Genomic DNA, 12,543 nt, shown 5'->3' on the forward strand with positions numbered 1-12,543 from the left:
GGCCTCCGCAGAGGAAATGCCTGATGACGCTGCACGACGTCGCGCTCGACGACAAGTTCGATCTCGCAAAGGAGCGCATCTTCCTGTCCGGCGCGCAGGCGGTCATCCGCATGCTGCTGATGCAGCGCGAGCGCGATCGCCGCGCCGGCTTGAACACGGCCGGCTTCGTCTCCGGCTATCGCGGTTCGCCGCTCGGCGGCCTCGACATGCAGCTGTGGAAGGCGAAGAAACAGCTCGCCCAGGCTGACATCGTCTTCCAGCCGGGTCTCAACGAGGAGCTTGCCGCCACCGCTTGCTGGGGCGCGCAGCAGACGGAACTGCTGGGCGAGGGCACCCATGACGGTGTCTTTTCGGTCTGGTACGGCAAGGGGCCGGGCGTTGACCGCTCAGGCGACGTGTTCCGCCATGCCAATCTCGCCGGCTCGTCGAAGCATGGCGGCGTGCTCGCTCTGATGGGCGACGACCATATGGCCGAATCCTCGACCAATGCGCACGCCACCGAATTCCTGTTCGTCGACACGATGGTGCCGATCCTCAACCCGGCCGGCGTCCAGGAGATCATCGACTACGGGCTCTACGGCTTCGCCATGTCGCGCTTTGCCGGCACGTGGGCGGCGATCAAATGCGTCAAGGACAACATCGAATCGACCGCCTCGGTCGATGCCGCGCTCGAGCGGCTGAACATTGTGGTGCCGGACTTCGACATGCCGCCTGGCGGTCTCAACATCCGCCACGAGATCGACATGCTCGGCCAGGAGGAGCGGCTGCATGAGCACAAGCGCGCCGCGGCCTCCGCCTTCATCCTTGCCAACGGGCTGAACCGCATCGTCTATTCGGGCGGCCGCAACCCGAAGATCGGCATCATCACGCTCGGCAAGAGCTACCTCGATGTCCGCCAGGCGCTGGACGACATCGGCATCGACGAGGCGGCCGCCAACCGCATCGGGGTGCGGCTGTTCAAGGTAGGCTGCCCCTGGCCGCTCGACCTGCATCACATCGCCGATTTCGCCCAAGGCCTCGACACCATTGTCGTCGTCGAGGAGAAGCGCTCGCTGATCGAGGTGCAGTTGCGCGAAAGCCTTTATGGCACTGCCACCCAACCAGTCATTATCGGCAAGAAGGACGAGCGCGGCGACTGGCTGTTTCCGGCCAAGGGCGCGCTCGATCCCAACGAGATCGCCATCGCGCTTGGCGAGAGGATCGTCAGGACCATCGGCCCGTCCGAAGAGATTTCGGCGCGGGTGGCAAAACTGCGCCAGTTCCAGGCAATGCTCACCGAGGCCACCGACATCGGCTCGCGCACGCCGTTCTTTTGCTCCGGTTGCCCGCACAATTCGTCCACCAAGGTGCCGGACGGCTCTATCGCCGCGGCCGGCATCGGTTGTCACTTCATGGCGCTGTGGATGGACCGCAACACCGTCGGCTTCACGGCCATGGGCGGCGAGGGCGCGCAATGGGTCGGCCAGGCGCCGTTCTCCAAGCGCGAGCACATCTTCCAGAATCTTGGCGACGGCACCTACAACCATTCCGGTACGCTGGCGATCCGCTTCGCGCTGTCGAGCGACGCCAACATCACCTACAAGATCCTCTACAACGACGCCGTCGCCATGACCGGCGGCCAGCCGCACGAAGGCGGCCTGACCGTCGACATGATCGCCAGGCAGGTGCGCGCCGAAGGCGTCGACCGCATCGCCATCGTCACCGATGAGCCCGGCAAATATGCCGGCAAGGCCGAATTCCCGGCCGGCGCCACCATCCATCACCGCGACGACCTCGATCTCGTCCAGCGCGAGCTGCGCGAGGTCAAGGGCGTTTCGGTGCTGCTCTACGACCAGACCTGCGCCGCCGAAAAGCGCCGTCGCCGCAAGCGCGGCACCTTCCCCGATCCCGACAAGCGGGTCTTCATCAACGAACTGGTCTGCGAAGGCTGCGGCGATTGCGGCGTGCAGTCGAACTGCGTCTCGATCCAGCCGGTCGAGACCGAATTTGGCCGCAAGCGCAAGATCGACCAGTCGAGCTGCAACAAGGATTTCTCCTGCGTCAACGGCTTCTGCCCGTCCTTCGTCACCGTGCACGGCGCTAAGATCCGCAAGGCCGAGGGCCTTGCCGGCAAGGCCGATCCGCTGGAAGGCGTGCCCGTGCCGGCGCAATTCCCGCTTGGCGAGCAGGGCTGGGCGGCGATCATCGATGGCGTCGGCGGCACCGGCGTCGTCACCGTCGGTGCGGTGCTTGGCATGGCGGCGCATCTCGAGGACAAGGGCTGCGGCATGATCGACATGGCCGGCCTCGCCCAGAAGGGTGGCTCGGTGTTCACGCATGTCCGCATCGCCCGCACCCCGGACGACATCCATGCCATCCGCGTTTCGGCCGGCAAGGCCGATCTGGTGCTTGGCTGCGATCTCGTCGTGTCGGGCGCCAAGAAGGTGCTGACCGCTGTGCGCGAGGGCCACACCATCTTCGTCGCCAACACCGCCGAGATCATGCCCGGCGAATTCGCCCGCTCGGCCGATTTTTCGTTGCCGACAGAGCGGCTGAAAAAGGCGATCCGCGCGGCAGCGGGCGACGACAAGGCGCATTTCTTCGACGCCACCCGCACCGCCACGGCACTTTTCGGCAATTCGCTCGGCGCCAACATGTTCATGCTCGGCTTTGCCTTCCAGCACGGCGGCCTGCCATTGTCGGCCGAGGCCGTCGAAAAGGCGATCGAGCTCAACGGCGAAGCCGTGGCGATGAACATCGCCGCTTTCCGCTGGGGACGTCGTGCTGCCTATCAGCCGGATTTCGTGCGCCGGCTCGTTGCCCAGCCGGGTCCGGCCGTGGCTGGAAAGGCCGACCAGGCCACGGATATCGCCGAGACGCTGGACGACATCATTGCCCGCCGCGTCGCCTTCCTAACCGCCTATCAGAATACGGCCTACGGCAAGCGTTATGCCGAAAAGCTGGCCGTTTTGCGCGCCGCCGAAGCGAAGGCCGTGCCGGGTTCGACTGCGGTGGCGCAGGCAGCCGCCAGGAACCTGTTCAAGCTGATGGCGATCAAGGACGAATACGAGGTGGCGCGTCTTTACACGGACGGCTCTTTCGTCGCCGAACTTGGAAAACAGTTCCAGAGCTATGAAAAGCTCGAATTCCACCTCGCTCCGCCGATCATGGGCCGTCGTGGCAATGACGGCAGCCCGAGGAAATCAAGCTTCGGTCCGTGGATGATGAAGGGCTTTCGGGTTCTGGCGGCGATGAAGGGCCTGCGCGGCACCGCCTTCGACCTGTTCGGCTACACCGCCGAACGGCGCATGGAGCGGCAGCTACTGGCGCGGTACGAGGCGGATCTGGAGCTCATCGCCGGATCGCTGGCCCCGGCCAGGGTCGATGCGGCGGCTGCATTGGCTTCGGTGCCTGCCCTCATTCGCGGCTACGGCCACGTCCGTCGAGCCAGCGCCGACAAGGCTTCGAGCGAACGCCAAAGGCTGCTCGAACGCCTGTCGAGTACGCCGGCGCGGCCCGAACTTCAGGCCGCCGAATGATCGATACGCCTTGTTTACCTGAACGACAGTTTCCTTGCTTTCCGTTACGTCACTCGGCTTGACGGCAGGAGCGCGGGGGTCTCTCTAAATCTTTCTTAAGGCGGATGTGGCACTGCTTGGCTCCCCAGGGTTGGGATTCAGGCGTTGAATCTGAGAAAAAAGAACGAGATTCCGGTCGACGTCTACATTCCGTTCGTGGAAACCTTGTTTCGCGACGGGCTGACGCTTTCGATCGGCATTCTCGCGCAGACTTTCCTGATCGGCCTTGTCTGGTGGAAGAACGGCGATCCGCGGTATTTGCTGGTCGCGATCTCGATGGTTCTCGTCGGTGTGTTCCGCATGAGAAACTTTCGAAAATACAACAGCATGCCTTCGCCGACGACCTGGGAAGAAGCGCACAAGCGTGAGAATGACTACATTCTCTATGGCTCCCTGCATGGCTTGACGCTTGGCGCCTTCTGCCTGCTCGGCATCTATTTCGCGCGCGACGGTTTCGCCGAAATCGCCTCCGTTTGCCTGACGCTGGCGACGGCGACCTCCATCGCCGGCCGCAACTACGGCTCGCCACGCATGGTCACCATCCTGACCATTGCCTTGACCTGGCCGATCTCGCTGGGCTTCCTGCTGCGCGGCGACATCTACCATGTCCTCCTCGGGCTCCTGTCGGCGCCGTTCCTGTTCGCCATCCGGAAATTCGCCAACACCGTACGCGATGTGCTTTTTGCGGCCGTCTCGGAAGAAAAGAAGGCCAACCGCATCGCCCAGCGCTTCAACCGGGCGCTCAACACCATGTCGCACGGCCTTGTCATGCTCGGCCCGGACGGCCGCGTCGCGGTGGCCAATGCCGAGGCCGCGCATCTGATGTCGCTCAAGTCGCCCGATGCGCTGCTCGGCCGGTCGATCCATGGTCTGTTGATGCGCGGTGTCGCCGGCGGCATGCTGGCGCCCAAGGATTGCCGCTACATCGAGGCGCAGCTGACGCGTGCCCTGCGCGAGGGCCGCGACCGCAAGGTGCTGGTTTCCCTCGCCAACGGCCAGCATTATGAGTTCTCGGCTCGCGAAGGCAGCCAGGAACTGGGCGTCATCACCTTCGAGGACGTCACCGCCCGTGTCGAGGCGGAAGACAAGATACGCTTCATGGCACGTTACGACAACCTCACCGGCCTGCCCAACCGCGCCTATTTCCATGAACTGGTCGGCGAGGCCATGGTATCAGGCGATCGCGATCGTCTCTGCGGCCTGGCGGTGCTCGACCTCGACGATTTCAAGAGCGTCAACGACACGCTTGGCCATCCTATCGGCGACGGCTTGATCTATGCCGTTGCCGAGCGGCTTGCCGCCATTGCCAGGCAAGATATCACGGTCAGCCGTTTCGGTGGCGACGAGTTCATGATCTTCTTCGACCGCGTCGAGGATGAGAGCCATCTGACCAGCCAGCTCGACGAGATTTTCGCCGGCCTGCAAGGGGAAGTCGACGTTGCCGGTCACGGGCTGCGCATCCAGGCCAGCGGCGGCGCGGTACTGTCGCGGGTCAAGGATACCGATGTCGACGCCATGATCGTCAAGGCGGACCTGGCGCTCTACAAGGCCAAGGAGCTCGGCAAGAACAGCTGGCGGCTGTTCGAAGCCTCGATGGATGCCGCTTTCCGTAACCGTCAGCTGATGAAGGCGGATCTGCGCACAGCCGTGGAAAGCAAGAGCCTGCGGGTGGTCTATCAGCCGATCGTGGCGATGAGCACCATGCGCATCGCCAGCTGCGAGGCGCTGTGCCGGTGGGATCATCCCGATCTCGGGCCGATCTCGCCCAGCATCTTCATTCCACTGGCCGAGGAAATGGGCATCATTTCCGAGATCAGCACCTTCGTGCTGCAGGCAGCCTGCGCCGAATGCGCCAAATGGCCCGACCAGACCAGCGTCTCGGTCAATCTCTCCGCCAAGGATTTCCGCAGCCGCGATGTCATCCAGAAGGTTCGCGATGCGTTGGCCGGCACCGGCCTCGCCGCCTCCCGGCTCGAGATCGAGGTCACCGAAACGGCGCTGCTCGACGACAAGTCGCTGACGCGCCAGTATATCGAGGAGCTGAAGCAACTTGGCGTGCGCATCGCGCTCGACGATTTCGGCACCGGCTATTCGAGCCTGAGCTACCTGCACAAGCTGCCGCTCGACAAGATCAAGATCGACCGCTCGTTCCTGATGGACGTTACCCAGAATCCCCGTTCGCTCGAGCTGCTCAAGGGCATCGTCAACCTGTCGCGGCCGCTGGGGCTTTCGGTGACCGTCGAAGGGGTCGAGACCTTCGAGCAGCTCAAGATCCTGGCGCTGCAGGTCAAGCCTGATCTTGTCCAGGGGTTCCTGTTCGGTTCGGCGCTCAGCGCTTCCGGCATCGAGACGATGTCGAACACCGTATGGCCCTTCGCCAAGGATATCAGGACCGCCAAAAAGGCGGTACGTCGCTGATTTGCGGCGTATGGCGCATGGTGCCCAGGCACCGAGAGCCCATCCCTGTTTCCTTCAAGAGGCTCGAGGTTTCCCTGCACGTCGCGGGCCATGCCAAAATTTCCGCCGCTTCCCGTCATGTCCGAGATATGCTCTTTCCCCGTCGCGACGCAGAAAATCAAGAAAAGCACTATTTTAGTCTTATTTTAGCAATCGTTAACCTTAACGACTGGTAAACGGGCTGCTTCCCATTTTCATCTTTTACATCCCAGGACCCTGTCGTAGTGTCGGATCGCGGCGGCAACGTACGGGGATTGAGTTGATGATTGTGCAGTTGAGTTCGCTTCGTCCCGTGACGGGCGAGGACGGCAAGGACGCCGCCGACACCATGTCCAGCTTCGCCCGCAACGTCTCGGCGATGCTTGAGCGGACAGAGTACCGCCGCTGCGACAAGGGCGAAGATCTCGAGGACATCTACCGCCTGCGCTACAAGTCATATCGCTCGAACGATATGGTTCCCGACAACGAAAACCATACCATTCACGATGAGCTCGACGAGGCACCGAATGTCTACCGCTTCGGGGTCTATATCGACCAGGAACTCGTCAGCACGCTGCGTATCCATCACGTCACCTTGGCAACGCCGATGTCGCCTTCCACCAAGGCCTTTGGCGACATCGTCATGCCGATGCTTCGTGACGGGCTGAGCTTCATCTGCCCCAGCCGTTTTGCGTCCGATCCCGAATGGTCGCGCGTCTACCCGCAGATTCCTTACCTGACCCTGCGGCTGGCCGGCATGGCGTGCTTCCATTTCAACGCGCCCTACTGCCTGTCGACCATTCGTGAGGATCACGCCGGCTTCTACAAGCGTATCTACTACTCGGAGAAGATCAGCGAGTCGCGCGCCTATCCGGGCGTTTTCAACAAGGTCGTGCTCTACCGCGCCGACGTCAACGCCATCCGCGAGCGGTCCTTCTCACGGTTCCCGTTCTTCCGCTCGACGCCAATGGAACAGCGCATGCTGTTCGATACGCCGCATGTCGGAGAACTCGCGCCGCTGACCATCCTGCCCACGGCAAAGTACTATCACGAAGCCGCCTGATACGGCAGGATTCACACGATTTTGCAGGGCCGACAGGGAGCCTTTTGGCGACTTCGGCGTTCTGGGTGCGGCCACGAGCAGCGCTCCGGGTCGATTCTGAAGTTTTTGAGGGAACCCGTCATGACCATTTCCACACTTGCGCTCACCCCGCTCATCTCGCTGATCGCCGGCGTGCTGATCCTGGTCATGCCAAGGCTGTTGAACTACATCGTCGCGCTTTATCTGATCGTCGTCGGGTTGCTCGGGCTATTTCCGCATCTAGCCGGCTGAGGCGCCGGCTGCACGCAGGCGTCCGCTTTCGGAGCATCTTTCCGCATCAAGCACCGGATCCAGCGATTGGACTCCGTCGCGCGTCGGCAGCCGGCTTCAACCTTTCTTTGAGGCAGTTGTCGGTTGTTGTGCGGCAATAGCGCCATTGCTCTCGGCCCGGCTTTTCGCTATGTGCCTGAAAGATGTCTTCGAAGGGGTATTCCTATGGCTGATCACTCGCCGACCGGTCCTGTCGAACTGGGCGCGAAGATGGACTATGCCGAGCATGACCGCACCTATGCGGGCTTCCTCGCGCTGGCCAAGTACGGCTCGCTGTTTTGCGGAGCCCTGCTTCTGGCGATGGCCTTCGGCTTCTTCGCGGGCGGCTTCTTCTCGGCGACCATTCTGTTCGTGCTGATTCTGGCTGTCGGCGCCTTTATCCTCCGATAGATTTTTCCGACACCTTGTCCATGGCGCCGCCGCGAGGCCGGCCGGCGTCTTGCGGGAAATAGCTTCCGGCCGAAAGGATCATGCGGTGGGACAGACGGTTTTCATCCCTCGTGAACTCGATGCCAACGAGCCGCGCGTCGCGGCCTCGCCCGATACGGTGAAACGGCTGGCGGCGTTGGGCTTCGACGTCGTCGTCGAGGCCGGTGCCGGTCTGAATTCGCGCATCCTCGATGCCGACTATGCGAGCGCCGGCGCCGCCATAGGCAAGGCTTCCGATGTCGCCAAGGCCGATGTCGTGCTGAAGGTGCGTCGGCCCGGCGATGCCGAACTGAAGAGCTACAAACCCGGTACAGCGGTCATTGCCATCATGGATCCCTATGGCAACGATGCCGCCGTGGCAGCCTTTGCCAAGGCCGGCGTCACCGCTTTCTCGATGGAATTCATGCCGCGCATCACCCGCGCGCAGTCGATGGACGTCTTGTCCTCGCAGGCCAATTTGGCCGGCTATCAGGCGGTGATCGACGGGGCTTCGGAATATGATCGCGCGCTGCCGATGATGATGACGGCTGCCGGCACGGTGCCGGCGGCGAAGGTCTTCATCATGGGCGTCGGCGTTGCCGGCCTGCAGGCGATCGCCACCGCGCGGCGTCTGGGTGCGGTCGTCACCGCCACCGACGTTCGCCCCGCCGCCAAGGAACAGGTCGCCTCGCTCGGCGCCAAGTTCCTCGCGGTCGAGGACGAGGAATTCAAGGCTGCGGAAACGGCCGGCGGCTACGCCAAGGAAATGTCGAAGGAATATCAGGCCAAGCAGGCGGCACTCACATCAGAGCACATCGCCAAGCAGGATATCGTCATCACCACGGCGCTTATTCCCGGCCGGCCGGCGCCAAAGCTGGTGTCGGCGGCGATGGTCGCCTCGATGAAGCCGGGCTCGGTGCTCGTCGATCTGGCGGTCGAGCGCGGCGGCAATGTCGAGGGCGCTGTACCGGGCCAGGTGGTGACAACGGCCAATGGGGTGAAAATCGTCGGCCATCTCAATATGCCCGGCCGCATCGCGGCGTCGGCATCGCTGCTCTACGCCCGGAACCTGTTTGCCTTCGTTGAGACGCTGGTCGACAAGACGACCAAGACGCTTGCCATCAATCGCGACGACGATCTGGTCAAGGCGACGATGCTGACCGATGGCGGCAAGATCGTGCATCCGGCTTTCATAAAGGCCGACCAGCAGCCCCATGTCGAGCCGGCCGCAATCCCGGCCAAGACCATGGTCGCCGACGCTTCGCCCAAGAAAGCCGCGCCCAAGAAGGCGGCCGCCTCCAAGTCGCCCTCGTCGAAGCCGAAAGGGATCGCGTGATGGACCAGACCCTGCAGAAAGCCCTGGACCAGCTCGACCAGGCTTCCGCCGCCGTCCGGCTGGCGGTGCAAAACATGGCGACCGCGCCTGGTGGTGCCGACGCTGCGGGTGATGCTGCGCATGCGCTCTCCGGGGGCGCCATCGATCCCTTCGTCTTCCGCTTCGCCATCTTCGTCCTGGCGATCTTCGTCGGCTACTACGTCGTCTGGTCGGTGACCCCCGCACTGCACACGCCGCTGATGGCCGTCACCAACGCCATCTCCTCGGTCATCGTAGTCGGCGCGCTGCTTGCCGTCGGCATCGCCGCCTCCGGCATTGCCGCGGGCTTCGGCTTCGTCGCGCTGATGCTGGTCTCGGTCAACATCTTCGGCGGCTTCCTCGTCACCCAGCGCATGCTGGCCATGTACAAGAAGAAGGACAAGTAGAGCGCCATGAACGCCAACTTCGCGTCCTTCCTCTATCTGGTCTCCGGCGTTCTGTTCATCATGGCGCTGCGCGGCCTGTCGCATCCGACCACCAGTCGCCAGGGCAATCTCTATGGCATGATCGGCATGGGCATCGCCATCGCCACCACGCTGGCGCTGGCAACCCCGTCAGCGGGCCGCTTCGGCCTCATCGTGCTCGGCCTTGCCATTGGCGGCGGCGTCGGCGCCGTCACCGCGCGGCGCATCGCCATGACCTCGATGCCGCAACTGGTCGCCGCCTTCCACTCGCTGGTCGGCCTCGCCGCCGTCATGGTGGCGGCCGCCGCCATCTATGCGCCGGAAAGTTTTGGCATCGGCACGGATGGTGACATCCACGCCCAGGCGCTGATCGAGATGAGCCTTGGCGTCGCCATCGGCGCTATCACCTTCACCGGCTCGGTCATCGCCTTCCTCAAGCTCGATGGCCGCATGTCGGGCAAGCCGATCATGATCGGCGGACGCCACTTCATCAACGCGGCACTTGCCATCGCGCTCGTCGTGCTGATCGTGCTGCTGGTCACCACGGAATCGAAGCTGGTCTTCTGGCTGATCGTTGCCGCCTCGCTGGTGCTCGGTATCCTGCTGATCATTCCGATCGGCGGCGCCGACATGCCGGTCGTCGTCTCGATGCTCAACTCCTATTCGGGCTGGGCAGCTGCCGCCCTCGGCTTCACGCTCGGCAATCTGGCGCTGATCATCACCGGCGCGCTGGTCGGCTCATCCGGCGCGATCCTGTCCTACATCATGTGCAAGGGCATGAACCGAAGCTTCATCTCCGTCATTCTCGGCGGCTTCGGCGGCGAGACGGCAGCTCAGGCCGACGACGGCATCGAACGCACGGTCAAGCAGGGCTCGGCCGACGACGCCGCCTATCTGATGATGAACGCCCAGAAAGTCATCATCGTGCCGGGCTACGGCATGGCGGTTGCCCAGGCGCAGCACGCGCTGCGCGAAATGGCCGACAAGCTCAAGGCCAATGGCGTCGACGTGAAGTACGCCATTCACCCGGTCGCCGGCCGCATGCCCGGCCACATGAACGTGCTGCTCGCCGAAGCCAATGTGCCCTACGACGAAGTGTTCGAGCTCGAGGACATCAACTCCGAGTTCGCGCAGGCCGACGTTGCCTATGTCATCGGCGCCAACGACGTCACCAACCCGTCCGCGCGCGACGACAAGTCCTCACCCATCTACGGCATGCCGATCCTCGATGTCGACAAGGCCCGCACCTGCCTGTTCGTCAAGCGCTCGCTCGGCTCCGGCTATGCCGGCATCGACAACACGCTGTTCTACAAGGACGGCACCATGATGTTGCTCGGCGATGCCAAGAAAATGACCGAAGAGATCGTCAAGGCGATGGACCACTGATCGGCGATCACTTGAGACACGCCAAGGAACGCCCGGCTCGCGTCGGGCTTTTTCTTGGCTTGATGGCGATTTCCAGGCTACGATGAAGAATTCCCGTCTCGCTGGCGGGATTGTTGTCAACGGAGACGTTGGTGCCCGACCCCATCATCGCACCGCCGCCCGTCGGAAAACCGCCGCGCAAGCCTGGCCAGGCGGTGGTGATCGTGCATGGCATGGGCGAACAGCGGCCGATGGATACGCTGCGCGGCTTTGTCAGCGCCGTCTGGAGCCATGACCCCAGTCGCGCGCCGTTTTATGCCCATGTCGCCGATCCGGCCGACCCCGCCGGCGCGAAGATCAACCAGAGCTGGATCACACCCGACAGCCGGACCAATTCATACGAACTTCGCCGGATCACCACGCCTTACGATGTCGATGGCCGCCGCACCGATTTCTACGAGCTCTACTGGGCCGACATCACGCAGGGCACGACGCGGGGCCGACTTGCCGCCTGGGTGACAAACCTGCTGTGGCGCAAGCCCGCCGACATACCACCCGACGCCCGAAAGCTCTATCTGGTCACGCTTCTGGCCGTCATCATCGTTCTGGTCGCGGCTCTCGCGCTTGCGACGTCGGTTTGGCAGCAGCAAATTTCGTGGACCGTCGGCGCGCTCGTCACCATCCTGGCCTCGTTCGTCATCTGGTCAGTGGATCGTTTTGGCCTTCCCTATTTCGGCGATGTCGCGGCCTATGTGCGCGCTGAAGCTGCAACCGTCGAGAAGCGGGCTCTGATCCGCAGCCGTGGTCTGAAGCTGCTGAAGTGTCTGATGATGGACGATACCTACGATCGCATCGTGCTGGTCTCGCACAGCCTCGGGTCGATGATCGCCTATGACCTGCTGCAGATCTTGTGGGCCGATTTCAGGCCCCGAAAACTGGAGGCCATCCGCGACAAGGCGAAACTGAAGGCGATCCACGCCATCGACAAGGCGACGCTCGTCGCCGGCTCGGCATGGCCCGGCAGCCTGGACGATCTTGCCGGCTTCAGGCGCCATCAGTGGGAACTCTATCGCCAACTGCGCACCAAGGACGACAACGATGGGCCTTGGAAGATCAGCGATTTCGTCACGCTTGGCAGCCCGCTGACCCACAGCGAATTTCTGGTGACGCACAATCTCGCCGAATTCAGACGCGGCATCGCCGAGCGTCTGTTCTCGGCATGTCCGCCGGTCGCCGAGGGAGCGGCGGCCGGTGGCACATTGCTTTATCAGGAAGGGCGCAACCGTTCTTCGGGCAAGCCGCAGCGCGCGGTGCATCATGGCGCGGTGTTTGCTGCGACGCGCTGGACCAATATCTTCGACCGCGGCAACGGTTGGCTGACGGGGGATCCGATCTCCGGGCCGATGGCGGAGAATTTCGGCCCGGGCGTGGAGAACATCCAGGTCGAGCTACGCGGTTGCCTCGGCCGTGTCTTCACCCACACGCTGTACTGGTCGTTGACGGCGACCGGTGTCGAGGTCGGCGATCGGCCGCGCTCGCATCTAGAGCGATTCCTATTTTGAGAGAATCGTAGGATTCCCAAAGCCGGATGTTTGTGATTCAAGATGCTGGCTGGATTGGAGGCCA

Annotated in this window: 9 protein-coding genes; all 9 read left to right on the plus strand. The window is 63.1% G+C overall.

Features of this window, described 5'->3' with window-relative positions:
* The first annotated feature begins 23 nt into the window (after positions 1-23).
* The 9 genes from NKJ37_RS12190 to NKJ37_RS12230 all read left to right on the plus strand — a co-directional run bounded on the left by NKJ37_RS12190 (position 24) and on the right by NKJ37_RS12230 (position 12,479).
* Positions 24-3,518, plus strand: coding sequence for an indolepyruvate ferredoxin oxidoreductase family protein (locus NKJ37_RS12190; RefSeq protein WP_352773890.1), 3,495 nt, complete (start codon positions 24-26; stop codon positions 3,516-3,518).
* A gap of 144 nt (positions 3,519-3,662) precedes the next feature.
* Positions 3,663-5,975, plus strand: coding sequence for a putative bifunctional diguanylate cyclase/phosphodiesterase (locus tag NKJ37_RS12195; RefSeq protein ID WP_023813597.1), 2,313 nt, complete (start codon positions 3,663-3,665; stop codon positions 5,973-5,975).
* Positions 5,976-6,276: 301 nt separating this feature from the next.
* The gene (locus NKJ37_RS12200) at positions 6,277-7,056 is read left to right on the plus strand and encodes an N-acyl amino acid synthase FeeM domain-containing protein (protein WP_013528206.1); all 780 of its coding nucleotides are present in this window, start codon (positions 6,277-6,279) and stop codon (positions 7,054-7,056) included.
* A 120-nt stretch (positions 7,057-7,176) separates the two neighbouring features.
* Entirely contained in the window at positions 7,177-7,326 is a 150-nt protein-coding gene (locus NKJ37_RS12205; protein WP_013528205.1) for a DUF3096 domain-containing protein, read from the plus strand.
* Between the two features lie 204 nt (positions 7,327-7,530).
* Positions 7,531-7,755, plus strand: a complete 225-nt coding sequence (locus NKJ37_RS12210) for an aa3-type cytochrome c oxidase subunit IV (RefSeq protein ID WP_013528204.1) — start codon at positions 7,531-7,533, stop codon at positions 7,753-7,755.
* 85 nt (positions 7,756-7,840) lie between these two features.
* Positions 7,841-9,109 carry a Re/Si-specific NAD(P)(+) transhydrogenase subunit alpha gene (locus NKJ37_RS12215; protein WP_352773891.1) on the plus strand — a complete coding sequence of 423 codons (1,269 nt, stop codon included), beginning with the start codon at positions 7,841-7,843 and terminating at the stop codon, positions 9,107-9,109.
* On the plus strand, positions 9,109-9,534 hold the full coding sequence (locus NKJ37_RS12220) for a proton-translocating transhydrogenase family protein (protein WP_006339983.1): 426 nt from the start codon (positions 9,109-9,111) through the stop codon (positions 9,532-9,534). Before NKJ37_RS12215 ends, NKJ37_RS12220 begins: the two co-directional genes overlap by 1 nt.
* Before the next feature lie 6 nt (positions 9,535-9,540).
* Positions 9,541-10,938 carry an NAD(P)(+) transhydrogenase (Re/Si-specific) subunit beta gene (locus NKJ37_RS12225; protein ID WP_352611587.1) on the plus strand — a complete coding sequence of 466 codons (1,398 nt, stop codon included), beginning with the start codon at positions 9,541-9,543 and terminating at the stop codon, positions 10,936-10,938.
* 131 nt (positions 10,939-11,069) lie between these two features.
* Positions 11,070-12,479, plus strand: coding sequence for a hypothetical protein (locus NKJ37_RS12230; protein WP_352773892.1), 1,410 nt, complete (start codon positions 11,070-11,072; stop codon positions 12,477-12,479).
* The last annotated feature ends 64 nt before the right edge of the window (positions 12,480-12,543 follow it).

This window comes from Mesorhizobium sp. M0140, from assembly GCF_040322475.1.
Classification (GTDB): domain Bacteria; phylum Pseudomonadota; class Alphaproteobacteria; order Rhizobiales; family Rhizobiaceae; genus Mesorhizobium.